Origin of the sequence: Pseudoalteromonas sp. APAL1, assembly GCF_021532475.1 — a bacterium.
In the GTDB taxonomy this organism is placed as follows: domain Bacteria; phylum Pseudomonadota; class Gammaproteobacteria; order Enterobacterales; family Alteromonadaceae; genus Pseudoalteromonas; species Pseudoalteromonas lipolytica_C.
Map to the genome: position 1 here is coordinate 115,190 of NZ_JAKGAW010000001.1, position 25,325 is coordinate 140,514.

General features: G+C 37.3%; 22 protein-coding genes. 6 read left to right on the forward strand and 16 right to left on the reverse strand.

The window, feature by feature from the left end; all coding sequences use genetic code 11:
* Position 1 precedes the first annotated feature (1 nt).
* The 6 genes from L1264_RS00545 to L1264_RS00570 are packed head-to-tail and all read right to left on the reverse strand — an operon-like array spanning position 2 to position 4,332.
* The gene (locus L1264_RS00545; protein ID WP_199527899.1) at positions 2-748 is read right to left on the reverse strand and encodes an SDR family NAD(P)-dependent oxidoreductase; all 747 of its coding nucleotides are present in this window, start codon (positions 746-748) and stop codon (positions 2-4) included.
* Positions 738-980: an acyl carrier protein gene (locus L1264_RS00550; RefSeq protein WP_199527900.1), complete on the reverse strand. Its 243-nt coding sequence runs from the start codon at positions 978-980 to the stop codon at positions 738-740. The genes L1264_RS00545 and L1264_RS00550 overlap by 11 nt, the downstream gene beginning before the upstream one ends.
* A gap of 1 nt (position 981) precedes the next feature.
* Positions 982-1,521 (reverse strand): GNAT family N-acetyltransferase, encoded by a 540-nt coding sequence (locus L1264_RS00555; protein ID WP_199527901.1) that lies wholly within the window; start codon positions 1,519-1,521, stop codon positions 982-984.
* 1 nt (position 1,522) lies between these two features.
* Positions 1,523-2,263 (reverse strand): cytidylyltransferase domain-containing protein, encoded by a 741-nt coding sequence (locus tag L1264_RS00560; protein WP_199527902.1) that lies wholly within the window; start codon positions 2,261-2,263, stop codon positions 1,523-1,525.
* Positions 2,260-3,336: a pseudaminic acid synthase gene (pseI, locus tag L1264_RS00565; protein WP_199527903.1), complete on the reverse strand. Its 1,077-nt coding sequence runs from the start codon at positions 3,334-3,336 to the stop codon at positions 2,260-2,262. Before pseI ends, L1264_RS00560 begins: the two co-directional genes overlap by 4 nt.
* A 24-nt stretch (positions 3,337-3,360) precedes the next feature.
* On the reverse strand, positions 3,361-4,332 hold the full coding sequence (locus L1264_RS00570) for a PseG/SpsG family protein (RefSeq protein WP_199527904.1): 972 nt from the start codon (positions 4,330-4,332) through the stop codon (positions 3,361-3,363).
* A gap of 186 nt (positions 4,333-4,518) precedes the next feature.
* Between L1264_RS00570 and L1264_RS00575 the strand changes: the two genes are divergently transcribed.
* From L1264_RS00575 to L1264_RS00600, 6 genes are all read left to right on the forward strand, one after another.
* Positions 4,519-5,406, forward strand: a complete 888-nt coding sequence (locus L1264_RS00575) for a LicD family protein (protein WP_199527905.1) — start codon at positions 4,519-4,521, stop codon at positions 5,404-5,406.
* 3 nt (positions 5,407-5,409) lie between these two features.
* Positions 5,410-5,868 (forward strand): glycerol-3-phosphate cytidylyltransferase, encoded by a 459-nt coding sequence (gene tagD / locus L1264_RS00580; RefSeq protein ID WP_135923841.1) that lies wholly within the window; start codon positions 5,410-5,412, stop codon positions 5,866-5,868.
* Positions 5,869-5,882: 14 nt separating this feature from the next.
* Positions 5,883-8,195, forward strand: a complete 2,313-nt coding sequence (locus L1264_RS00585) for an HAD-IA family hydrolase (RefSeq protein ID WP_199527906.1) — start codon at positions 5,883-5,885, stop codon at positions 8,193-8,195.
* 98 nt (positions 8,196-8,293) lie between these two features.
* On the forward strand, positions 8,294-10,375 hold the full coding sequence (locus L1264_RS00590) for a class I SAM-dependent methyltransferase (protein WP_199527907.1): 2,082 nt from the start codon (positions 8,294-8,296) through the stop codon (positions 10,373-10,375).
* A complete protein-coding gene (locus tag L1264_RS21480; protein ID WP_235403566.1) occupies positions 10,368-11,909 on the forward strand; it encodes an FkbM family methyltransferase in 1,542 nt (513 codons plus the stop codon). The genes L1264_RS00590 and L1264_RS21480 overlap by 8 nt, the downstream gene beginning before the upstream one ends.
* Positions 11,906-12,622, forward strand: a complete 717-nt coding sequence (locus tag L1264_RS00600) for a hypothetical protein (RefSeq protein WP_199527908.1) — start codon at positions 11,906-11,908, stop codon at positions 12,620-12,622. Before L1264_RS21480 ends, L1264_RS00600 begins: the two co-directional genes overlap by 4 nt.
* A gap of 48 nt (positions 12,623-12,670) precedes the next feature.
* Here the strand turns inward: L1264_RS00600 and L1264_RS00605 are convergent, their stop codons facing one another.
* The 10 genes from L1264_RS00605 to flgK form a co-directional block, all read right to left on the reverse strand.
* On the reverse strand, positions 12,671-15,502 hold the full coding sequence (locus L1264_RS00605) for a motility associated factor glycosyltransferase family protein (protein WP_235403567.1): 2,832 nt from the start codon (positions 15,500-15,502) through the stop codon (positions 12,671-12,673).
* Between the two features lie 10 nt (positions 15,503-15,512).
* Positions 15,513-15,809: a hypothetical protein gene (locus L1264_RS00610; RefSeq protein ID WP_199527910.1), complete on the reverse strand. Its 297-nt coding sequence runs from the start codon at positions 15,807-15,809 to the stop codon at positions 15,513-15,515.
* Positions 15,799-16,221 (reverse strand): flagellar export chaperone FliS, encoded by a 423-nt coding sequence (gene fliS, locus L1264_RS00615; protein ID WP_199527911.1) that lies wholly within the window; start codon positions 16,219-16,221, stop codon positions 15,799-15,801. The genes L1264_RS00610 and fliS overlap by 11 nt, the downstream gene beginning before the upstream one ends.
* A 38-nt stretch (positions 16,222-16,259) precedes the next feature.
* The gene (gene fliD, locus L1264_RS00620; RefSeq protein ID WP_199527912.1) at positions 16,260-17,663 is read right to left on the reverse strand and encodes a flagellar filament capping protein FliD; all 1,404 of its coding nucleotides are present in this window, start codon (positions 17,661-17,663) and stop codon (positions 16,260-16,262) included.
* 23 nt (positions 17,664-17,686) lie between these two features.
* A complete protein-coding gene (locus L1264_RS00625; protein WP_199527913.1) occupies positions 17,687-18,103 on the reverse strand; it encodes a flagellar protein FlaG in 417 nt (138 codons plus the stop codon).
* A gap of 89 nt (positions 18,104-18,192) precedes the next feature.
* A complete protein-coding gene (locus L1264_RS00630; RefSeq protein ID WP_199527914.1) occupies positions 18,193-19,173 on the reverse strand; it encodes a flagellin N-terminal helical domain-containing protein in 981 nt (326 codons plus the stop codon).
* A gap of 161 nt (positions 19,174-19,334) precedes the next feature.
* Positions 19,335-20,318 carry a flagellin N-terminal helical domain-containing protein gene (locus L1264_RS00635; RefSeq protein WP_119853532.1) on the reverse strand — a complete coding sequence of 328 codons (984 nt, stop codon included), beginning with the start codon at positions 20,316-20,318 and terminating at the stop codon, positions 19,335-19,337.
* Between the two features lie 430 nt (positions 20,319-20,748).
* Positions 20,749-21,729, reverse strand: a complete 981-nt coding sequence (locus L1264_RS00640; protein WP_199527915.1) for a flagellin N-terminal helical domain-containing protein — start codon at positions 21,727-21,729, stop codon at positions 20,749-20,751.
* A gap of 345 nt (positions 21,730-22,074) precedes the next feature.
* Entirely contained in the window at positions 22,075-23,307 is a 1,233-nt protein-coding gene (flgL, locus tag L1264_RS00645) for a flagellar hook-associated protein FlgL (protein ID WP_199527916.1), read from the reverse strand.
* Between the two features lie 2 nt (positions 23,308-23,309).
* Positions 23,310-25,319 (reverse strand): flagellar hook-associated protein FlgK, encoded by a 2,010-nt coding sequence (flgK, locus tag L1264_RS00650; protein WP_135923827.1) that lies wholly within the window; start codon positions 25,317-25,319, stop codon positions 23,310-23,312.
* Between the last annotated feature and the right edge of the window lie 6 nt (positions 25,320-25,325).

A 25,325-nucleotide genomic window follows, 5' to 3' on the forward strand; every position in this document is an offset into this window, starting at 1 on the left:
ATTACAACCTTAAACCACCATCAACAGCGATATTTTGTGCTGTAATATAGCGACTTTCATCAGCTAATAAAAAACGAACTAAATTAGCGACTTCGCTTGCCGCGCCTAAGCGTTTTAGTGCTGACTTTTCTGCTAGTTGCTGCTTTTTTTCATCATCGTAGTGAGCAAGCAAAGGAGTGTCTATTACGCCCGGACTTACACAGTTAACGCGAACATTAAACGTACCGAGCTCTTGAGCAAGACTTTTAACCAATCCGCTCATCGCTGACTTCATACTTGCATAAACAACTTGCCCACTGCTTCCTTGTTCAGCCACAACAGAGCTTACCAGGACTAAACTGCCCTGTTTCGCTCTAAGCATCATTTTACTGGCGCTTTGACAAAGCATTAGTGCAGATTTTAAATGGACAGCGTATTGCTCATCAATTTGCTCTTCTCGTACCATCATCAATGGCGCTTCAAGCATACTTCCCGCGCAATGGACAAGCCCTGACAATGAACATTTTTGTTGCTGCAAATAAGCAAATATTTTCTTTATTTCAGCAGGAACAGACGTGTCGGCAACAAAAACAATAACATCTGCATCTGGATAATCCGCTTTAAGCGCTTGCTGCGCTGCTTGTAAACGTTGTTCGTCCCGCGCTACCAATAATAGTTTTGAGTCATCCTCTAGCAGTCGCTTTGCCACCGCAAAGCCAATACCGCTGCTACCACCAGTGATCAATACTCGGCTGCTATTACTTGTCAAATGACACCCCATATTTTGATAGAATTTGTTTGGCTTTTAAAAACGAACTCATATCAATAATATCATCCGTATCAAGCATAATATCAAATTGCGCTTCTAATTCTGCCACCAGCATCATATGGCTCATAGAGTCCCATTTGGGATGCTCTGAATAGCTTAACTGATCACATACTTCGCCTTGTTCGATTTCTAATACGCTAACAAACGCATCTGTCAGTTTATTAAGTGACACATTAACCTCGGTTTAAAAATGACTTAAGTTTAGGCGTTGCATGAAAATAGTCGTCATGAGTTAACGAAATACTGACTAACGCCTGGTTTGTTGGGTGGTCTGCCAATTGGTAGCCAAGTTGTTGATTATAGCGGATTGCCGCTGTATTTTCTCGCCTTACTTCTGAATATAGCTCTTTAACATTTAACTCATTAAAAAGATAATCAATCAATGCAAGCGAAGGCGCAAAGGCAATTAAATTACTCAAAAAATGAGTGTCACTGATATAAACACCAATTTCAGCGCGGTTGGCGTTTTCAATCGGCTGTTCTGACTTAACATTAATCACGCCAATTGGCTGCTCTTTGTAATAAATAACAAAATGACGTTGGCAATTATCAACCAACATATTCTTAAACCAAATTTGGTGATCATCCCATGGGATAGATTGTTGGTTAGTCATTTGCAGACGCACATGTGGCATGTTGCGCCACTGCCAGACACGCTCACAATCTTGTTCGGTTACCCGCTTTAATGTAACAGCATAATTTGCGATGTGCATATTATTCACCTAAGCGCTTTTGATGTACATGTAAATTAAGCTGTGCAATAGCTGGATGCTTTGAAAAAAAAGCCATTATATCTTGACTGCTTGCACACAGAAGATCATCAGGGTAGGCAGCAACTAGCGCTTCAAACATTGTAAAATCGGCAGGCTCATCAATACATAACCTCGCAGCACTACTGATATTAGTCAACGCTTTAAAGTGACCACATTTGAATAACTCTGGATGCTGATAGATGTACGGTGTAACGTGTTCACGCTCATAGTCCTTAGTAGCTTGTTTAGCTGCATACCTAAGTGCTGCAACTGACATAATTTCTACGTCAAATCCACGAATAAGATTGCCTGTATTAAGACTTGTATAGTCATCACCTTGCGCTAAGTGACTACTAACTAACTCATCAATCAATTTGCCATCAACTAATGGACAATCAGCCGTCAAACGAATAATACGGTCCTCGTTATCTAATGCTAATTCATCTGCCACTGCGTTGAAACGAAGCAGTACATTATCTTTGCTGCCTCTGATAACTCTAACGCCCCGTTGTTCGCAAAATGCGACTATCTTATTGTCATTTTCATTCTCGCTGGTCGCAATAACATGCTCAACCAATTTTGTAGTTTGAGCAACACGGCTGATGTGGTAGTCAAGTAACGACTTCCCCCCAACCTGTAGCAATACTTTTCCGGGTAACCGTGTTGAATCAAGTCGCGCTTGTGAGCAGGCTACAATCTTCATTGTGTTACGTACTCTAGTTTCATCGGTGTTCCTTTCGTTAACGCTTGTTTCGCAGGTTTACCAATTAATTCATCTAAATAACGCGGATGCAATCCCGAGCCAGGACGTACAGAACGCAGGTTTTGTTCGGTAAATAACTCGCCCTCTTTGATATCTTCTGCAATATAAAGTGAACGACGAAATGCAACATTATCTTGCTCGCTTTTTGCCAGTCTAAAACTAGGCTCACCCAGTGCGCTTTTGGTATTTTTAACCGCAGACACCATGCGAGAAAATTCATTTGGATCTAATGAAAAAGCGGCATCGACACTTGTTGTATCGTTCGCCATTTTGAAGTGCTTTTCAATAATACTGCCACCTAAGGCAACAGAGGCAATCGCAGCAGTATCCGCCAAACTGTGATCACTTAAACCCACAGGTATATCTAGATACTGATGTAAATAGGCCAAGGTTGAAAGATTACAATCAGCAATTGGAGTAGGATACCCACTCACGCAATGAAGAATAGCTAACTGCGTGCCACCCGCTTCTTTCACAGCAGTGACTGCTTCTTCAATCTCAGCGAGCGTCGCCATCCCCGTCGACATGATGATAGGCTTACCCGTTTTAGCAGCGTATTGAATCAGACCAATATCAGTAATTTCGAATGAGGCTATTTTATATGCAGGGCAATTTAAATCTTCGAGTAAATCAATTGCTGTTTTATCAAATGGTGAAGAAAACAAAGTGATGCCATGCTCTTTAGCTCGTGCAAATAATGCCTCGTGCCAATGCCAAGGTGTATGTGCTTCCTCATATAATTCATATAAGGTGCGACCCTGCCATAATTTATCTTTCACAACAAATTCAGGACCATCATGATCCAGGGTAATTGTATCTGGACGATATGTTTGAATTTTAATTGCACTTGCACCCGTTTTTGCTGCTGCATCAATTAGTTCAAGTGCTTTATTAATATCGCCACCGTGATTTCCTGAAAGTTCGGCAATCGTGTAAGGTTGATAATTTTCACCAATATCGACACCATCAATATTGATACTCTTGTGCAATTGCCCAACATCAAATTTTTTCATTATATTACTTCGACCATTATTTGATTAATCTAGCGCTTCAATAATGCGCTCTGCTGCCATGCCATCAATTGCCTGTTGGCCATAAAGTGACAACTTTCTCTTTTTATCGGCTGAATTAAGCAAAAATAGAGCCTGTTTTACCACATTAGCAAAGTCAGTCTGCTCATTTCTAAAATCTATGCATTGATAAGCCGTATTGTTTAGTGAGGAGTCTAACGCTTGAGATTGGTTATCAACCAAAACTAAAGCAATCGTTGGTACGCCTAAATACATTAATTCGTACAAACTCCCCCCTGCTGACGTAATAGCAATATCAGCTTCACTCATTAATCTAGCGAGATTTGGATAATCAATATGTAATTCAAACTTAGCATGTTGCTTTAACCTGTTGAGCAAAGTAAGTGTATTTTCTGAACAACTACTACTCACTGCAACAACGAGCTTTGTAATATCATTACTAGCAACAAGTTGTTGGCAAAGCTCGGGAGTCAACATTTTGACATCCGTACCACCTAAACTAATGAAGATACTCTTTTCAATAAAGCGTTCGCGCGCCCTATACGATTTAAACTCACTTCTTATTAGCCGATAATCTAAACTTTGTAACACCCTAGGCGCTTTATGAATTGTATCGACTACATCACTAGGATTGACGATTAAATCAAATTCTAATGGCTCCTGATACGTGCCATCATCAAATATAACAAGTTGTTTTACGGTGTTTTTTAACTGAATTATTGTTTCGTTTGATAGAGCATAATCATCGACAATTAAAATATCGGCTTTTGATAGCATGGTTACAAGAGCGATTTCATCTACAGCAAACTTTAAAACCACCCCCATCCCGCTGAGTTTATCATGCAATTGAGGGGCTAAATCACGGTAAAAAAGTGTGACCTTATGCTGGTTGTTAAGCAGCACTTCGATCAACGCTATTTGTCGCATTACATGCCCATAGCCAATTTGCTGGCTTGCATTTGCATAGATTGCTATCATACTGAATGCCTATATTAACTTATTGAAAAAGTTATAAATTAGCTTAAATTAAAGTCACTTTATCACGTCGTGTGGCAAGCTTAATAGAGAAACGTGTCCACAACCAGAACCATTAGGCTAAATGACCACTTTATTATGGTCTATAATTTGCTTACAAAAAAACTATAAATACCAAAGAATTATATTATGTCGCACGCTATTTTTATTTTTGGTGCAGGTGAAGCCGGTAAAGCCGCTTTGAAATACCTGCAAAATGACTTCCAGGTACTGGGCTTTGTTGATAATGACACAACCAAACAGGCTAATAAACTGGCAGGTTTAACAGTGCATGCGCCAGAAGAATTGCTAAAAATGCAATTTGATTATATTTATGTCGCCAGCGAGTTTTTTGAACAAATTGAACGCCAACTACAAACTGAATTAGCAATTAATGTAAATAAAATACGTATCCTCCCTGCACATGCAATCAAAGGAATTCAGCTAGGTAATACAGAAGCCAACCAAAATGCTCTTAAGTTACTTGCGATAGTAACAGAGACATTAAACAAAGATAATGTCGCATATTATGTCGATGCAGGAACTTTGCTCGGTATAGTTCGAGATAATGCGCTTATCCCATGGGATGATGACTTAGATATAGCCATAAATAGCACAGACACAGATAAGTGTTTTCAATCAATTACCTCCCTGCTTGAAAGACTAGAGCTAGAATTTAATACACCTTGGGAGCTCTTTATAAATAAAGCGCGTAATGACTATAACAGTATCCATCAAGGTGATTGCGCTTCATTTAAGTTAAGACCAATCAAAGCTCAGCGCAAACTTGCACAACTTGACGTTTTTATTAAATACGTTGATGAGGAGCTAATGCATTATGTTATTTCATCGCGAGGATTTACTATGCCTAGTTCACACCTTTTAACTACAGAAAAATACCAGTTTAATAATATCACTCTCAACTTACCCTCTAATGCGACAAGTTACTTAGCAACACATTACGGTGACGATTGGCAAACCCCTAAAAAAGACTGGAATTTAAGTATGATCAAAAGTGCAACAGTATTTGAGAGTTAATTAATGAAAACAATACTTACATACGGCACCTTTGATCTTTTTCACATAGGCCATCTCAACTTACTGAAGAAACTAAAAGGTATGGGAGATCATCTTATCGTCGGCGTATCTACTGATGAATTTAATTTAGAAAAAGGCAAACAAAGTATTTATAAATATCAGGATCGTGCCGATATAGTAGCTGCACTTGAATATGTTGACTGTGTAATCCCAGAACATAGCTGGAAACAAAAAGTACAGGATATTCAGAAGTATAATGTTGATGTTTTCGCAATTGGGAATGACTGGCAAGGTAAATTTGACGAATTGAAATCGTATTGCGAAGTTATTTACCTGCCTAGGACTGAAAATATCTCATCAACCGCAGTGAAAGAAAGTATAAACGCACTAAATGCTGCAAAAATTGATGAGTTAAAAACAGCTCTAGATGGCATCAAAGCGATTATTAACACGATTCAGTAAGAAATAGGCTTCTGATGAATTTACACGATTTATATTTAAATAGCGAAATAAGCGCTGAAATTGATCTTATCTTTAAAAATAAAGAGGTTAAGGTCGTATCTTTTGATATTTTTGACACTTTATTAAGACGTAAGTGCGGCGCTCCAACTGATATATTTACGTTGGTTGCAAAAACAGCTATCGAACGAAATATACCAATAAAATCTGATCCTGAAACATTCAGAAATAGTAGAATTTTCTTCGAAAAAAAAGCCCGATTACAAAGCCCCTATCAAGATATCACTCTACCAGAAATTTATGCATGCTCACCTTATACGGAATCAGTTCAATTATCATTAATCGAAATTGAGCATGAAGTTGAAGCAAAATATTTATACCCTGACCCTATCTGTAAAGAAGTTATCCAACATTTGTTTAAATACAATGTCGAATTTATTGCTACATCAGATATGTATTTAAGTAATTCGTTTTTATCAAAACTACTCAGAACCAATTTTCCAGAAGTTAACTTCACTCATATTTTTGTTTCAAGTGAAACTCGCTTAACAAAAGCAAGCGGTGATATGTATTCACATTTATTGGACCAACTTAATATTTCGCAAGAGCAAATAATTCACATAGGCGATAACTTAAAATCAGATGTTATAAATGCTTCAGCTGCAAAAATAAAGTCGCTACATTTTGCTCCGCCACGATGGATTCAGCGTGTCTTATCACGAGAGAAAATCTTCAAAGATTTCTATCCTAACGAGATTAATCAAGCTCGAATTTTCGCAGCAATGCTCGCTCCTAGCTTCTTATCGTTCGAAGAAAAACTAGCATTCCTTATTGGCGCCGTAATACATGGCCCAACGTTGGCAGGATTTGCCAAATGGATTAAAGATCAATGTGAGCATAATGAAATAAGTCACCCCCTATTTCTGATGCGTGAGGGTGAAATATATAAGCATGTTTTTGATTTTTTCTTTCAGGAAGCGGGGGTATTTTCAACAAGAAAGTTTTATGCTTCTCGAAAAGCAACCTACTTACCATCAATAGATCCAAAAGAATTGAGTCGTGACATATCTCAAGTTCTTACAAGAAAAAATTATTGTGTTAAGAATCTACTTACCGACCTCCAACTTCCTTATGAGAAAGATGACTCTTTACAATCAATTCTTGATGAGGAAGTTAATAAAATTTCAAATGATAAGGTTAAAGTTCAACTTATTAATGCATTCTTAGAAAAGCATCGTGAGCAGCTTACACTATCAATAAAGCAAAAACAGACTCTGTTAGACTTGTATATTGAGCAAGTCACAAAAAATGAAGACTATGCTTTTGTAGACTTTGGCGCAGGTGGCACTATTAACCATCAGATTGAAAAATCGACAACAAAGTCCGCAAAACTCAATATTCTTTTTTATACAACGGAACGAGCTTACAACCATGCTAATGAATTAATTTTCATGTCGTTTCTGCCTTTCGTTACATCTACTTTTACTGATGTAATGGCTATTTCTCGAAGCCCAGAAATAGTGGAGTATTTTTTAGTCGGCAAAAACACAACTACTTTAGATTTTACTATTGAAAATGAAAAAGTGGTGCCTATTTGCGCAAAAGATACCTCACCAGAAAAACACAAGCAGCTAGTCACTGCATTTAATTTTGGCGTTGACAGCTACTTATACTTCAGTAAATCATTAAATTTAAATGAACATACTTACAACAACAGACTGGCGGCAGTTACTTCTATTGCACGCCAAGTTAGATTTCCAACTGAAATTGAAGCAAAGTTTTTAGGTAACCTGAAGCATGAAGATAATTTTGGTTCAGAAAGCCAATATTCAATTATCGAACAAAATGAGATCGATGAAATAAGAAATATTGGTTTGAATGAGTTTTGGAGTAATCACTTAACATTCAAAGGACTTTTATCTAAGCGTGTTACTTGGCCTCAAGGTTTAATAACTCGACTTGATCCTCTCTTTTTGTCAAAAAATGTTTTTTTTCACAATGAAACTGAAAGCAAACACCAAGAATCTATAATGACAATCCACGAACAGTTAAAAGAGCTGAAACTAACAGAAGTTGTTGTCTATGGTGCAGGAGAGTTTTTTGATGAACTTGAGTTGCTACTAAAGTCCCTTAGTATAAGAATTGTCCACTTAGTTGATAAAAAAGCAGAATTTGGAAATTATAGCAAACGAGGCTTTAACGTTATAAGCCCTACTCAAGCATCTAACTTGAATTTACCTGTCGTGGTAGCATCTGAATCATTCTTAGATGAAATCCAAAAGCACATTGAAAATCTGAATATAAGTAACGGAGTTATAATTAAATGCTGAACTTCAAGAATGAATTAGAAAAAAGAAAGTTTATATTTCATCCGGAGCAAACTTTAGATTGGCGAGTTAGCAAGAGCTTGGCGGAGTTAGACTGTAGTTTGAAGTCACATATTATATCTGACATAAAAGACTTAAGCCTTCTTATAGCAGAGATCCATGCTTTAGACTTTCAACAAGAACTAATACTTACGTTGGTAAATGAGCACTTAAATACTGCGAAAGAAGAAATTGAGAATGAATTATTTGAACATGGTTTTGTAAGAAGTTATATCGACTATCATTATTACACTTACGATAAGCTTTATGATAATCAGAAGTTTACTTTAGGTAGTTTTCGATTTTTAGGAAACACTCAAGACACGCAAGACTCGTTAATATGGTTGAAAGAGAACCGCGACTTGCATATGGACATGCTTAGGGAGTCTGGCGCCCGCTCAGATGCCCACACCTACCGTTATGTATGGGCATGTAACTTTATACGAGAAGGCGATACTGTCATCGATTGCGCTTCAGGGTTAGGCTATGGTGGCTATTTACTTTCAAACTTATCAAAAGCACAACGTGTTTATGGCTTAGATATTTGCCAAGATAGCGTCAATTATTCGAATACTATTTATGGCAATAGTGAATTATCTTATCAACAATATGATTTAGATCTACTCGATAAATTAAATACTCCTCGCGTAGATACCATAACGTCTTTTGAAACGATTGAGCATCTTAGAAACTATGAGAACTTTTTTAAATTTTGCACTACCAATTTAAAACCTGATGGTCGCTTAGTCCTTAGCGTTCCATATTTATGGGTGGATGAGACAGGTAAAGACCCTAACCCGTTCCATTTTCATGAATTTGATTGGAATAAGTTTAAAACGCTTATTGAAAGCTATGGGTTCATGATTGAAAAAAGATTCGCACAAACCGCGCCTGGCGGATTTAAACTCCTTGATGCTGCAAGAACCTATAGCGAACTATCACCTAGCCAAGGCGAATTTGAAACTGAATGGATTATCGTTGTTGCGACGCCAAATTTAACGAATCCAATGTGGGCAAAAATCAATAGTGATTTAAGCTACGAGAATCCCCAATACTCAAGTAACAACTTACCTTCGTATATTGACTTTGCGAACGGTATGGACTCCCCTTGGCTGCATAGACAGGTTGTTCAAGTTGGCCAACGTATTGAAGACAAAAAATTAAGATCTTCTTATGCGCTCGAACTCCTTAATAGCGATACCTCTTTGCAAAACAGATTGCTACTTAACACTATTATAAGCTATGCAGAAGATGAACATACCCAAAAATGGCTCGATGACAGCTTGGCCTTACTTGATGAAGCTGAAAAGGCAAAACCTTCTGGCTTTACATTAAGGTGGCTAATTTCACTGCGCTTCTCTCTCGGAAGTTACTTCTATAGCACAGGTAACTTTGCAGAAGCTGAAAAACAATTTTGCATTCTTGAAGGCTATAGAATTGATAAGTTTTGCTCACTATTAGTAACCAAAACTGCTCAATCAAGCTTATATTTAGCACTAATTTTATTATCAAGAGGATTGAAAGAGAAAAGCCACTATCACTTAACACTTGCCAAAAATAAGGTTCTAGAAGCGAGTGAGGCAATTTATCATGAACTTAAAAATGGCCGTGATAATAACGCTCCATTCTTATGGACAGAACTTGCAGAAATTATTGACTTGGGTGATAGCATAAACCGCTGTATTCTTGCGCTAGATGGAGCAAATATAGAAAAGAATAAGCTTACGATTGCTAACATATTGAACTCTCGCAGGTTTGGTTTATTCGATCTTTCAGAAAAACTGAAACTACTTAATTCTCGGGTAGACTCTCATCAAGTTGATCAAGTTCTAAGAATTATCGACATTAATTTGATTAAAAAAATAAAACTTATTCAACCAAAGAAAGTAGCTTTTTGGGGAATTTCAGCTTTATCAAACCATTTAGAGAGTTCCTTGAAAGAGTACATTGGTGATAACTACTTCTTCATCGATTCTAATCCTGATAAACATGCTTCGTCACTTACTAAGACTATAATGACACCGCTAGAGGCGTATAAAGAGCATCCAGATTTAATAATCATTTGCTCTATAACATCTGCTGATGCAATTAAGAATCAAATTCCAAAAAATATAAAATCATTAAGTATCTCTATAAGTGAATAATGAGATGAGTTTAGACAAATTAATAGATAGCATTAAAAGTGAATATGATGAGCACGACACCCTTATCTTAAGAAATCACGAATTAAAAAATGAACTAAAAGCAAAATTCTTACCTATTGTAAGTTCTAATTTTGGTGAGAACATATGGGTTGGTGCAAAAAGCAGTCGATTTTTTGACAAAGGTTTAAAACCAAAAGTAATCAGCTACTACACTAAAAATACAAGTTATCAAGACTGTGCAATGGAACTTAAAAGTTCACTTGATACTATTGGGTACGATAATTACCTAATACATGGTGTTGACTCCGCGGGTGATTGGGAAGTCAATTGCAGTTTAAAGCCTGAATTCATTTTAAACACATTAAAAGAAACTAAAGGCCCCGTTCTTTGGGTTGACGCAGATGCAAAAGTAAAAAGAGCTCCATTGATCCCTCATTATGTAGACTTTGGTGTTCATTTATACGATGACTGGGAATTCGCCAGTGGAACTCTTTTTTTCAATTACACCGAAAACGCCATTGAGTTATTAGAAAACTGGACTTTTTTAAGCAAAATAAAGCCCTTGATATGGGATCAAATGTTATTAGATCAGGCTTGGTGTGAAGTTTCGACTTCTTCGCCACTGATCACTTGTTGGTTACCGAATAGTTACACTTATATATTCGATCAAAAAAACTGTATTTCTGCGCCGCACATAATCCATTATCAAGAGTCACGCACGCAAACTAAGAAGAAAAAACCTAACTTTAGTAATAGGCTAGTATCTTCACGTAAAAACAATATAGCTAATGAAGAGAGGTTTGATATTTTGCCTACAGGAACATCAATTGATGACTATACTTGGCCAGACATTATTCTGGACCTCAATATATTAATAGATAGACTTTACAGCATTAAAGGTGGCTCTGGTAAGCGCTTTGAGTTTATTCAAGTCGGTGCTATGGATGGTAAACGATTCGACCCCCTTCACAAGCATATAAAAGCGAAAAATTTAAAAGGAATTCTATTAGAGCCAAATAAAGAGATGTTTGACTTATTGGTAGAAAATTACCGAGCTTATGATCAATTAACACTCATCAATGCTGCAATTCATGATGAAGAAAAAATCATACTCAATAGGATCCCCAGAGATGTAATAGAAAATGAAATCTTACCTGAATGGGCATTAGGAATTTCATCTATATATACAGACAGAAATGCATTAGGGGGAAAGCAAGTAGACAATGAAACCCTCTCGCTAATACAAAAATATATGGTCTCTGAAGAAGTTGATTGTGTCACACTTGAAAGCTTAATTTCTGAATATAACATCTCAGAATTAGATTTACTTCAGATAGATACGGAAGGCCACGATTGGCAAGTGTTATCTTCATTTCCAATTAAAAAAATAAAGCCAATGATTATAAACTTTGAATATTATAATCTACCAAAAGATGAACAATTAGAGGCTCAACAATGGCTTATAGACCATGGTTACGCTTTTACAAAAGACCATAAAGACATCACAGCTACATTATTGAGGCTTCCTAAATGAATCAATTTGAAGTGTACATCTACTTTGCATCAATGGGGCGTTCAGGAAGCACATTAATCGCTAATTACTTTACAAAGCCTGATGCCAAACAGTTTATGTTTGTCGAACCTAATGTATCAGAAAATAATCGCTTTAATGTTAATTTAATAAATCAATTAACCGACTTTTCTTTACAAAATGACCCTAGCTCATTGCCTGAAACGTTAAAATCATTAAAAGGAAAAAACTATAAAATAGGAATAAAAGAAGTAAAGTCTGACATACACTCTCAAGTTAACAAGCTTATCTTTCCTGAAAAAATCGTTGTAACATGCAGAAATATTAAAGATATTTATTTAAGTTTAGTTGAGAAACACAGGCAACAAAATGTGCCTTTAAACGAAGATTGGTCTTACGAATATTGCTTAAGAGAATCAAAGTATATATTAGGTTTTTGCGAAAAGAATAGCTGTTCTAAAATCATTCGATACGAAGACTTTATTGATTCTTATGATTACAGAAGTGAGCTTTGCCAGCTACTAGAACTTGAAGGGGAAGGTGTTGTAGATAGAAATTTTGACATCTACAACAGGACATTTGAACAGGAATTATTTAAAGGTGAAATAAGAAAACGTGACAAGCCTTACAGGCATATTGTTCAAAAAGATATCCAACAAGCTGAAAAGCTTTCTGAAGAGTGCCAAGCTTACCAAGCTTATTTTGATTACGTGTAATAATACATTAGCTTATCTAACCAACGTCTAGGCGTTGGTTAGATAATCTTAGTACCCATATAAGTTAAGTAACTCATGACAATTAGCTTCTATTTCTGCTCTTTCTTCATTTGTTATATATTTGAGAAGTAGCTTGTCATTCTCAATGTATGAGTTGAGGCTTACAATTTCTTCTTCTGCTGTTTTAACTATATCTTCATCTAATAAATTCGCTATCTCAGTATTAATGATTGATGGACTGAGAATAAAATCTTCAAATTTAATTACCACCATGCTCTTCAAGGTAAGATTAAATTTATAGTTATAATAAGAACAAAAGTTAGCTAAAGCAGATTGACCACTTGAAATTATAGACCTAAATTTCTTATCCTTGAATGCTTTAACCATTGACATTAGCTTGCTAGTAATTTCTAGCTCTAAATCTTTGCTATTGATATAGTATTTTTTCATTTCAGCATACATAAGCACAGGATTTCTTATAAAAACAACCCCCTTCTCGTTGCCAATAAAATCAGATAGCAGATTATTAAAAATGATAATGTCATTTTTCTGAAAACCTAACTCGCTGATCAGAGGATCGGCAGTATAAGCTTCTATGCATTCAGACGATGAAAATGATTTAACAAGCTTCCTAGAAGCAACTGGCTCATCAACTAAATTTCGACCTACAAATTTAAAGCTTGAGTCAAGCTTAGATAAATATTGATATAAAACATCTACAGCAGTATATGCAGAACTATATACTTGTAACACTTTTAAAGGATTGCCTTGTTTCAAAAGCGTAGGACTCTTAGAAGCAAAGCTCCAGTCACATTTTTTATTACATGATACTGGAAAGTCACTTCTTATATCACTTAAGTAAGATAACCATATCTTATTTAAGCCATTATAAATCTCTATATTATTTTCTTCCTCATTCAAGCTATAGAGCACAGATTGCATTGGTGTATGGAAATATAATAATGAGCCTTTTAAAATGTTGAAGTAAAATCGATTAACCGTGTCTTTATATGAGTATATATACCTTGACTGTCTCATCAAGTTATCAGCAGCCTCTTTAACGGTGAGCACACTTTCACTAGCTATTGATATTAAGTGACTTATAATTTCATCAAAAACTGTTTTAATTCTCTCAACATGTGAATTTGAAGGTATATTTATCTGCGAGAATAAGCCTTTAACGAAGTCTACTTCTTCAATTTTATTAACACTATAACCTAGCTCAATTAGCTCATCACTGTGAACAGGAGTAGCACCATTGATTGATAACCCATCTCCAACATTTTTAACATCGCATTTTGGAAACAAACTTATTAATAGCTCTAATTGATTATTAGACATCTTAAATGTGCTATTAGTCTTAATTAATTTATTGAAGTTTCCAATAACTGAATCTGAGTCTAAATCCAACTCTTCGTAATCAAACTTACCTTTATGTAAATCATTATAAACACTTAATTGCGAGTGAATAAGCCCTTCATTGACACTCCCATTATCAACACCAAATAAATATATATCCTTGAAGCCAAAGCTCAAAGCAAAGGATAAAGCTGTATTTGCGACAAGAGGATTCGAATGCGGTATAAATGGCAGCCCTTTTTCATTCTTAACATAGTGCTGAAGATTAATATAGTCAGAGCCGGCTTCGTTACCTTTAAGAGCCAAACCTGACCACTTATATAAATCGACTGTATCTGGATAAACAGTATTAACAGATAATAAATTAACTTTTTTATACTCTTCAACAGTTAGCATGTCTAACAAAGCTTCATAATTGCGCAGCGGCCTCTCCACTAATACATGAAAATCCGCATTTACACCGGCCTTAACTAATGAGCCAAGCGCAGTCCCGCATGCAAAAATAATTGCTTTATCTTGATTTCGCTTAATGTACTCTATTGAGTCATCTAGAGAAGGGCCATTTCCTATTATGAATACTGGAGGATTGGTTCCATTTCGTTTTATTTTACCTAAATCTTGATTGAAAAAATTTTCATTGTTTTGCGCATGAATCAAAGAGTGCGCAAAGCCAGTAATTGCATCATTATAGAAACCAAAACCGAACTGAAAACGAAAATAATTTGAGTAAAAATTCTGCGCCAATTTTGATAACTTATCATCTTGATAGTGCTGAAAACAAAAACTATTTACTATACAGAAAGCACCAATATCTTCTGCTATAGTACTGAGATCCTCCGCTAATTCCTGCTCGCTAGCTCCTAGCAGTAAAAATAAGCACCCTTTTTCGTCATCAATCCTTTGAATTAACTTAGACCAATCTATGCAAAATAAACTAGCAAAGAAGACTTCAAAATCTGGTTCAATGATAAATATATAAGAAAACTCAACACGCTCTATCAAGCTTTCAACAGCATAACCTAACCCTAAACCAAAGATCATTGCAGAAGGAAATGATCCCTTAATCTCACTTAAGCTATCTGATTGCTCGTATAAACCAATCTTCCTGATATATTCGACTAATTTTTGCATGTATTGAATATGCAAGCGTTCATCGAAGTTTAATAAGTCTACTTTTGTATATTCAGTTTTAGCAATGGTTGGGTTCGTTAGTGCCGCATTCACTTGTCTATTGACTTGCTGATAAGGATCTTCACCATATAGCGGAGCTTCTTTTCCTTTTGGCACAAAATTGCCATGACCAGACTTAGTCACATGAAGGCAAAAATCTTCTCTCGGTTGAAACTCCTGGATCGCTTTAAATACATCTGGGTAGTATTGTTCAAAGGCTGCGAGGTTTTTAGAAAATCGTTCATTAGCTTCAATAGCAAACTTTTGCTCTCGTAGCTCATGTGCTTGAGCTTCAGCTAATTTTTGCTCGAGTTGCTTAAATTCTTCGTTAAAATTTTCTGGGAGGGTCATAAAAATATGCCTATTTCAGTTGGTTATAGATCCCAACCTTTTTTTTATTTTTTACAAGTGTAGATAATTCTTGCTTAGTTTGCTCTTTCTTTTCAGCTGTGTCTTTACAGAGCTTTATCAAACGAGAGTTAATAGAAGTGAGCACTTCTTTTTGCTGTTCAGTGATAGGGTCTTCCGAATCGAAAATAGACTTTAAGCTAGTGGTAAGCTGCTGAATACGAGAGCTAGATTCATTAATATCTAGCTCATTTAAGTGTTTTTCTAGTTCAGATAGAGTTAACTCAATTTGCTCTAATTTAGCTTGCATGAGCACTGTTTTCAGCGAAAGTTTGATTGCGTATATCAACAGGAATTGCATCCCATGCAGATTTGATTTCTTTTAACAAACCAGAAACTTCGTCAACGATAGAAGTATCATTTTGAATACTTGCGTCGATAAGCCTGTCAATCATGTAAGAATAAAGCGAGTAAAGATTTTCAGTTACTTCACCGCCTACTTCAAAATCTAAACAGCCTCTAAGCGCTTCTAAAATTGCGGATGCTTTAGATAAATGCTCGCTTTTAGCTTCTAAGTGCTTCTTGTCGATTGCTACTTTTGCTAAGACCATCTTTTCAATTGCACCTGACATAAGCATCTGAATAATTTCGTATCTGTCTGCGCCGGCGACTCGCGTCTTTAGCGCTTCTTTTTGATAGTTTTTTACTCTGGCGTTATACATAGTTCACCTTTGGTCTTAAATAATAAATTTAAATTCGCTTATTTAGGTTTCGAAAAGCCTGGTAAGCTTGAAAGCTGGGCACTTAAATACGTTTGAGTAGATTGCATTTGCGCAAGCAAAACATCTAAACCAGCATACTGCTCTCTTAACCTAGCTTCTAAAGACTCCATACGGTATTCGTGATTAATCACATCATCCTCTAAATCATCTAATTGTGAATTTAATGAATCTTCTCGCTGCTTCATAATGCCTTTAGAATCAACATAATTGTCTAAAAGAGATTCTAACTGCTTAGCGATACCGTTTTCACCTGCAAAAGCCTTGCCAATATCATCGTAGTTCTCATCCATTGCCTCATTCAAACTACGAACTAAGGTAGACTTTTCTAGATATCCATCTTTATCTACGCCTAAGCCAATATCAAAAATGCTAGTAAACGGACCAGCGTCTGTTATCTCTGTAGATAAAGCATTAACTAATTGAGAATCAAATGAACGTATTGTTGAATCACCATTAAGAGGTTTTCCAACACGAGTCTGAAAACCTATTTGACCAATTAAATTGTTATAATTTTTTATAAATTCATCGACGAGCTTAGTTACACTGTCTCTGTCAACTTCAACAGAAAGCTTAGCTGTTTCATTGTCAACACTCTGACGCTTAGCGACGATAGTCATATCTTGAACAGCATCTTTAAATGTATTGGTATCACTAACGATAGAAATACCATCCACTTTGATCATCGCACTTTTGGCTTCATCACCTGCAGCAATAGCAATACCACCAGCACTCACACCATCGTTAGCAAGCGTTGAAACATTATCTAATTCTGCGGTGTCATTAGTAATAACTAAGTCATTACCTGCACCTGACACATTTGATGTAAGTACTAATTTTGATTCAGTGCCCGTATTGATAATATTTGCTGTTACACCAAAGTTATCGTCAGAATCATTGATTGCATCACGTAAGTCAGCAAGCGTTGCTCCTGCATCAAGGGTTAAGTCAAAGCTTTTATCACCCGCTGCGAAAGACAAAGTACCGCCCGATGCGGTCACTACATCATCTGTTGAGGTAAATAGACCTGCATTCGAGGTAGCACGGCTACCCTGAGCCAGCCCAACAACTTCAATGTTAAAATCCCCTGGAGTTATTTTAGATGTCGTTGTAACTGAAATTAAATCACCATCATCACTGGTCGGTTGCTTAATATTCGCAATACGCTTATTGAAGTTATCGATATCTGCTAGTTTTTCTATGGTGTCTTGCAGTTTAGACATTGCAGATTTTACTTCTCCTAACGAAGATAGCTCAACCTGTAACGTTTCTTCTTTTTTTGCAAACGCAGCTAATTTAGGGGTATTCTCAGCTGCAAGTGATGCACTGATTATGCTCTCTAGATCAAGACCAGAGCCAACCCCTGCAGATGTTATTAATGCCATTGTAATACTCCTAAATACTAACTTTATGCAGTTCTATCGAACAACAAACCTTTATTGCTCAATTTATCGGCAAACTCTTCTAAAGCTTTAGCAACTTCACGAAATTCTTCCGTTGGAATCTCCCGAATAACTTCATCGTTTTCTCTATCTAAAACTTTTATTATTGGCGGATCACCTTTCTCATCAAATTCAAAAATTAAATTTGTTGAAGTAACTGGAATAAAGTCATTCAATTTATCCAAATTCTGCTTAACTTCAGCAATCAGATCTTTTTTGTCTTTTTGCTCAGCTTTACTTGCCTTCTCGATATCGATTGGTTCCCTTCCAGCAACTTCTGTGCCTTTTAGTAACTTAGCATCGTTAAGTTCTGTTTTTACACTGCCGCTAGCACTTGTTGGAAGGTTTTCACTCGACCTTTGAGTTGAATTAAGATCTATCATCGTAATACCTCAAAATTTTTACTCTTAAAGATTATAAGCCACTTCAGGAAAAAATGCCTAAGTCCAAAGTGGCTTATAAATCAAGTATATTAACCAAGTAGCGACAGAGCTACCTGAGGTCGTTGATTTGCTTGACTTAAAATTGATTGGCTAGCTTGTTGTAAAATTTGCATCTTAGTTAAGTTCGCTGTTTCTTGCGCAAAGTCTGTATCTTGAATACGTGATTTCGCAGCACTAAGGTTCTCAGCAATATTCGATTGGTTACGAATTGTTGATTGGAAACGGTTTTGTACCGCACCTAGTTCTGCACGTTTCTTGTCTACTACCGCAATCATTGCGTCCATACCTGCCATAACAGCTTGCGCATTAGCTTGAGTTGACACAGAAATACCATCCGCAGTGAAAACATCAGCAAAACTTGTAGCGTCAGGAGCAGAACCTATACTAGCATTAATAGTATTTGTTACAGACTCTAAAGTTGCTCCCGAAACCGCACTAGCAGCACTTGCAATCCCGGACATTGTAAACCCACCATTAGCTGTAATACTATTATTACCTTTTGCAGCTGTGGTTGAATTACCGATTGTTTCCATACTGAAACTAATATTCTGTACTGCATCAGCCCCTACTTGGAAGTTAGCTGAGTAAGTTCCATCAAGAAGATTTTGACCACCAAATGTTGTATCTTCTGCGACACGGTTAACTTCTTCAGATAAAGAGCGAATCTCATCTTGAATCGCTAAACGATCTTCATCTGTATTTGTACCATTCGATGCTTGTTGCGCAAGAGTACGCATTCTTTGGAACATTGACGTTACTTCGTCAAGTGCACCCTCAGCTGTTTGCGCAAGTGAAATACCATCGTTAGCATTTCGGTTACCTTGATTTAAACCATTAACTTGGCTAGTTAAACGGTTAGCAATCTGCATACCTGCAGCATCATCTTTTGCACTGTTAATGCGTAAACCTGAAGATAAACGCTGAAAAGATGTATCAAGTGAATTGCCAGATTTCATTAACTGGCGTTGTGCGTTCAATGAACTCACATTAGTGTTTACGTATAAAGCCATATTAGCCTCCGCTTTATCATTTTATAGTTAAACAGCGGGATACCCCTACCCTGCTATTTAACCGACTTAGAGTCCTAGGTTTATAGTTCTCTAACTCGTTTATCGTCTGATAAAGCGAAAGCTTTAGCTTTATTTGTAAATTTTTTAAATTATTTTTAAATTTAACCTTGCAACAAGCTTAAAGCCGCTTGAGGTCGTTGATTTGCTTGACCTAAGATGGTTTGGCTAGCTTGTTGTAAAATTTGGTTTTTCGTTAGTGCTGCCGTTTCTGCTGCAAAATCAGCATCTTTAATCCGTGATTTTGCGGCACTTAAGTTTTCAGCAATGTTAGATTGGTTACGAATCGTAGATTGAAAACGATTTTGTACTGCACCAAGTTCTGCACGCTTTTTATCTACTACCGCAATCATTGCGTCCATACCTGCCATAACAGCTTGCGCATTAGCTTGAGTTGAAACACTTATTCCATCTGCGGTAAAAACATCAGCAAAACTTGTCGCGTCAGGAGTAGAGCCTATACTGCCATTAATAGTATTTGTTACAGAGTCTAAAGTTGCACCTGAAACTGCACTAGCAGCACTTGCAATCCCTGACAATGTAAACCCACCATTAGCGGTAATACTATTATTACCTTTTGCTGCAGTTGTTGAATTACCAATTGTTTCCATACTAAAACTAATATTCTGAACCGCATCAGCGCCGACTTGGAAGTTAGCCGAGTAAGTACCATCAAGAAGATTTTGACCACCAAAGGTAGTATCTGAAGCAATTCGGTTTACTTCTGCTGATAACTGACGAATTTCTTCTTGGATCGCTAAACGATCTTCATCGGTATTTGAACCATTGGCAGCTTGTTGCGATAGTGTTCTGATTCGCTGAAAACTCGAAGTTATTTCATCCAGCGCACCTTCAGCTGTTTGCGCAAGTGAAATACCGTCATTGGCATTTCGGTTACCCTGATTTAGACCAAGAATTTGTGACTGTAAGCGGTCAGAAATTTGTAAACCGGCAGCATCATCAGCCGCACTGTTAATACGTAGGCCTGATGAAAGACGCTTAAACGAAGTATCTAAATCACCACCAGTTCTCTCTAGTTGTCTTTGTGCATTTAGTGCACTCACGTTAGTATTTACATATAAAGCCATAATTTACTCTCTTCTTATCTGTCAAAGTAAAGTCACTTTTAAAAAGTGAACTTGACAAAGTGACCCTTACAACGGCAATTCTAAGTCGCCTAGGGCAAAAAACTGCCACTTTGCTGATTAGTTGATTAACTTAAAAGAATTAGAGCAATTAATAGGCCAACTATTAACTAAACACTAAAGAATGAGAAAAGGCTCCTATAATAGGAGCCTTGAAAGAGATAAGTTGAGAGTGGGTTAAATCAACACAAACTATGGCACAGTCTGTGCTTAGTATTTTATGTTCTTACAAATGTTAGAACACTACTGTCAGGATTTTGAGCGCCTCCGCTTTATAATCCGATCTTAGCGCCTTTGTTAATACCCCATTAGACAAAGGCGCTTTTCTTTTGAGTCAAAGTTTTGACTTCACTTTAACTCAAGTTTCCAACTATTAACCTAGTAAGCTTAATGCAGCTTGAGGACGTTGATTAGCTTGGCTCAAGATTGTTTGGCTGGCTTGTTGTAAGATTTGCATCTTAGTTAAGTTCGCTGTTTCTTGAGCAAAGTCAGTATCTTTGATACGTGATTTCGCAGCACTAAGGTTCTCAGCAATATTCGATTGGTTACGAATTGTTGATTGGAAACGGTTTTGTACCGCACCTAGTTCTGCACGTTTCTTGTCTACTACCGCAATCATTGCGTCCATACCTGCCAAAACAGCTTGCGCATTAGCTTGAGTTGACACAGAAATACCATCCGCTGTAAAAACATCAGCAAAACTTGTAGCGTCAGGAGCAGAACCTATACTGGCATTAATAGTATTTGTTACAGAGTCTAAAGTTGCCCCTGAAACCGCACTAGCAGCACTTGCAATCCCTGACATTGTAAACCCACCATTAGCTGTAATACTATTATTACCTTTTGCAGCTGTGGTTGAATTACCGATTGTTTCCATACTGAAACTAATATTTTGTACTGCATCAGCCCCTACTTGAAAGTTAGCAGAGTAAGTGCCATCAAGAAGGTTCTGACCACCAAATGTAGTATCCGCAGCAACACGGTTTACTTCTGAGGAAAGTGAACGAATCTCATCTTGAATTGCTAAGCGGTCTTCATCTGTGTTTGAACCATTCGCTGCTTGTTGTGAAAGCGTTCGCATGCGTTGAAACATCGCTGTTACTTCGTCAAGCGCACCTTCAGCTGTTTGTGCTAGTGAGATACCATCATTCGCGTTACGGTTACCTTGGTTAAGGCCGTTAATTTGTGATGTTAAACGGTCTGAAATTTGTAGACCTGCCGCATCGTCAGCTGCGCTGTTGATTCGCATGCCTGATGATAAACGCTTGAATGATGTATCAAGTGAGTTGCCAGAATTCATTAATTGTCTTTGTGCGTTTAATGAACTAACATTTGTATTTACATAAAGTGCCATGATATTTCTCCCGAAGTAAACTTATCATTTACTCTCAAACTTACTCAAATTAAGCGGTAACTGTTATTTGCTACGCTGCTTGGTTAATTAAGTTATCGGTCCGGTCAAAAAATCCTTTAGCGAATTTTTAAACAATTTTTCATTTTTTATTTAAACCGTTGTTTTTAAATAAAAATTAATTTTAAAAATCTTTATCAATCATTTTAGAGTAGCTAAAAAATAGTTTTAGATATGTATTTTAGACGTTTAAAACTTTATAAATATTTCGCTCAAAAGGCTCTTTGGTAGGTAATTTAAAGCAGGTTTTAAAGGTTAAGCCCAAAAAATGAGCTTAACCTAGATTAATTATAGATAATCAAACAAAGAAAGATTGGCTAAACGACCAAATGTGGCCTGCGATGCCTGCAGTGCAGTCTCTTGTTTAGTTAGCTCTGTAATTGCTTCAGCCATATCAAGCTCAACTAACTCGGCTTTTGCAGCTTTGTTGTTAATATCAAGGTCGCTATTAGACTCTTCAATTTTCTTTGCTGTGTTTAAACGGCCACCTAAGCCAGCCTGAACAAGAGAAACCTGATTTTTGGCATTATCAAGTTGTACAATGGCATCCGCTAAAACCTGATCAAACTCATCTTGAGTTAAATTAGGATTTGTGAGTCCTGCAATCAGATCGTCCAAAGTATTTAACGCATTTTCTTTTTGTGGCGCTTCAAGGTCTACGTCGATTTGGCCGTTTGCAACAGGCGAAACAGAAATTTCCATACCTTGATATTCGATTTTACCGTTTTCAAAGCTGCCGCTGCCAATTGTTACACCCGCTTGCTGTACCACGTAAGTATTTGGTGTACCTGTGGTGGTAATAAAGCTTAATGTATTTGCATTCGCTGCTGCAGCCGGATCAGCATTGTAGTTAGATTTATGGAAGCTATCAAAATCGCCCTGCTCTGTGACATAAATTTTAGAACTTGTGATACCGCCTGACACAGTGCCGTTATTTGACGCTACATTTAAACGGGCATTTACTTTTTCGAACGTATCAAAACCATTGTCACTTGATTTAATTTCTACACCTTCAGCTACTTTGATTTTGTGCTGACCTTGGTCACCACCGTATTCGTAACGACCTGATGCACTGTCATAGCTATAAGTAGGCGTGTTATCTTGGTAACCAGAAAAGATATATTTTCCGTCTTCCGTTTTTGCATTCATTAAATCAAGCACCGTACTTTGCAATGCTTTAACTTCTTCAGCAATACCTTCACGGTCGATATCACTATAAGCACCATTACCTGCTTGAATAGATAATGTATAAGCAGATTCAAGTGCGCCTTTGATGTTTTGCAGCACACTTTCTTCCGTCGTTAAACGACTATTCAGCATAGTGATATTTTTTGTGAACTGTTCATTACCTTGAATGCGGTCGCTATAAAGTAACGCACGTGCAGTTGCTGAAGGATCATCCGCAGCAGTTAATACGCGCTTTTGGGTATTAACCTGCTCTTGTGCTTTATTAACATTTTGCTGTGAGTTAAGAATAGAATTAAGGTTATTCTTATACATCATGTTATTTGAAATACGCATAATTACCTCGCCGCACTTAATAAGGTGTCAAAAATAGTACGTGCTGTTGCAAGTACCTGCGCTGATGCCGCATAAGACTGCTGAAAACGAAGCAGGTTTGCCGCTTCTTCATCAAGGTTTACACCAGATAATGACTCGTACCAAGCTTCAGATTGATCAGCCAATGCGGTAAAGGCCGCACCATTGGTTTGCGCCTGACTCGTAACAACACCAATATCAGTGACAATGCCAGAGTATGCTTGGTTGAATGTTTTATGATTATCAGCGGTGCTGCTTGCTTCAACATTTTGACGCACTAAGTCGCCAGTTTGTAAGCCTGCCAGTAATAAACCATTACGATTATCATCAAAACCACCTGTGTTAAATTCAAGCGTAAAGGTATCGCCGGTAGCAGGTGTGCCTTCTATGTTAAAATCAAAACCGTAGCTGTCATATGGCGCCCCTGCTTGCGCAAGAATATTCTCTGCCGGAGGTGTGATTGTAAAGGTGCTAGTACCGTTACCATCTGTGATTTGATACTCGTTAGCATTCGCCGTTTTTACTAATGTTATATCGCTATTGGCCAAACTAGGTGGAGGCCCCACTGTAATACCCGTCGAGTTTGCTATGTCAGTAACCGTACCCGGCGAAATATTGGCGTCACCGGTATTGTTTATATCATTTTGAGTACGTATGGGCGAAGCAAGCGCTAAGTCTTCAGGACGCTCAGTTGCAAGCTCTAACGTTGTTGCAGCTTGTGAGTTAAGCTTCACCATAAATTGGTCACCGGCATTTGCTGTGCCTGATACATTAAGCTGTAAACCAAACGCTTCACCGCCTGTGATGGTTGATGAATCAATCACCCCTGCCGTCACATTCGCTGTTGACGCTGTGCCAATTGGCTCACCTTTATTATCAATAGCTTGAATTTCGACAGTGGTAGCACTGGTATAGGTGACAATAAAATCACTTGCTGGCAATTCGCTGCCTTTACCTGGTTCAACCGTTGCCGTCATGGTTGATGAACCGGTATTGGCTTGGTAGCTAAATGCATCAACGGTTGGAATAGCGAATATATCACCACCAATTTCACCATTGGCGTCCATACCTAGGCGGTTTTGCTGATTAAATGCATCTGCCAGCGCTAACCCCATTTGACCAAGTTGATTCTGGGCAGGGACTAAAATGTCATCACGAAAAGCAAGCAGCCCACCAATTTTGCCTTTTAATTTACTTACATCAACTTCAAGCGGCACGGCTTTGCCACCATTGACGTCGAGCTTTAACTCTTTAAAGTTTGGATCGGGGTCGCCACTAAATGAAAACAGGTTAAATGTACCGCTTTGCATAACAAGTGCTTGACCTGAGCCTAAATACACTTGTTTTTCGCCGTTATTACCATCAAGTGTTTCAATATCTATCAACTCAGATAAATCACGAATTGCTTTATCACGCTCATTGTATAAACCACTAGAGACTGACTCACGATCAGTACCATGAACCGCCGCAATTTTAGTATTCAAATCACTAATATTTTGGATAAGGTTATTCGCCTCATCTGAGAAGATTTCTAATTGTTCATTCACAACCGCTTTTTGATCAACCACGATGCTCGATAACCTATCCATCTGATCAATCAAGTTCTGTGCATCAGTCATTACTAGTGAACGAGCGACTCTTGACGAAGGCTGATTTAAGCTTTCTTGTACGTTGTTAAAAAACGAGTTGATACTGGTCGATAAACTATTTGATTCTTCTGAAAACAGGCTATCTACTCGGCTTGCTTCAGTTACAAACTGATCAAAAAATGCCTTATTTGAGGTATCACGATTTAATTGCTTTTGGGCAAACTCATTTAACAAGCGATACGTTTCGCCACGACCCACTTGGTTGTCGATCATGGTTGTGAACTCAGTGCGTTCACGCACATAGCCTTCAGTATTCACATTCGCTATGTTTTTACTGGTGGTTTGTAAAAGCTCAGAATTCGCTCTTACACCGGCATTAGCAATGTCATATAAGCTAAATGACATGAGGGT

Bases quoted from the DNA above. Each gene is read 5' to 3' on its own strand.
- L1264_RS00555 (WP_199527901.1), bottom strand. From the start codon at position 1,521: ATGCACATCGCAAATTATGCTGTTACATTAAAGCGGGTAACCGAACAA.
- L1264_RS00560 (WP_199527902.1), bottom strand. From the start codon at position 2,263: ATGAAGATTGTAGCCTGCTCACAAGCGCGACTTGATTCAACACGGTTA.
- pseI (WP_199527903.1), bottom strand. From the start codon at position 3,336: ATGAAAAAATTTGATGTTGGGCAATTGCACAAGAGTATCAATATTGAT.
- L1264_RS00570 (WP_199527904.1), bottom strand. From the start codon at position 4,332: ATGATAGCAATCTATGCAAATGCAAGCCAGCAAATTGGCTATGGGCAT.
- L1264_RS00575 (WP_199527905.1), top strand. From the start codon at position 4,519: ATGTCGCACGCTATTTTTATTTTTGGTGCAGGTGAAGCCGGTAAAGCC.
- tagD (WP_135923841.1), top strand. From the start codon at position 5,410: ATGAAAACAATACTTACATACGGCACCTTTGATCTTTTTCACATAGGC.
- L1264_RS00585 (WP_199527906.1), top strand. From the start codon at position 5,883: ATGAATTTACACGATTTATATTTAAATAGCGAAATAAGCGCTGAAATT.
- L1264_RS00600 (WP_199527908.1), top strand. From the start codon at position 11,906: ATGAATCAATTTGAAGTGTACATCTACTTTGCATCAATGGGGCGTTCA.
- L1264_RS00605 (WP_235403567.1), bottom strand. From the start codon at position 15,502: ATGACCCTCCCAGAAAATTTTAACGAAGAATTTAAGCAACTCGAGCAA.
- L1264_RS00610 (WP_199527910.1), bottom strand. From the start codon at position 15,809: ATGCAAGCTAAATTAGAGCAAATTGAGTTAACTCTATCTGAACTAGAA.
- fliS (WP_199527911.1), bottom strand. From the start codon at position 16,221: ATGTATAACGCCAGAGTAAAAAACTATCAAAAAGAAGCGCTAAAGACG.
- fliD (WP_199527912.1), bottom strand. From the start codon at position 17,663: ATGGCATTAATAACATCTGCAGGGGTTGGCTCTGGTCTTGATCTAGAG.
- L1264_RS00625 (WP_199527913.1), bottom strand. From the start codon at position 18,103: ATGATAGATCTTAATTCAACTCAAAGGTCGAGTGAAAACCTTCCAACA.
- L1264_RS00630 (WP_199527914.1), bottom strand. From the start codon at position 19,173: ATGGCTTTATACGTAAACACTAATGTGAGTTCATTGAACGCACAACGC.
- L1264_RS00635 (WP_119853532.1), bottom strand. From the start codon at position 20,318: ATGGCTTTATATGTAAATACTAACGTGAGTGCACTAAATGCACAAAGA.
- L1264_RS00640 (WP_199527915.1), bottom strand. From the start codon at position 21,729: ATGGCACTTTATGTAAATACAAATGTTAGTTCATTAAACGCACAAAGA.
- flgL (WP_199527916.1), bottom strand. From the start codon at position 23,307: ATGCGTATTTCAAATAACATGATGTATAAGAATAACCTTAATTCTATT.
- flgK (WP_135923827.1), bottom strand. From the start codon at position 25,319: ATGTCATTTAGCTTATATGACATTGCTAATGCCGGTGTAAGAGCGAAT.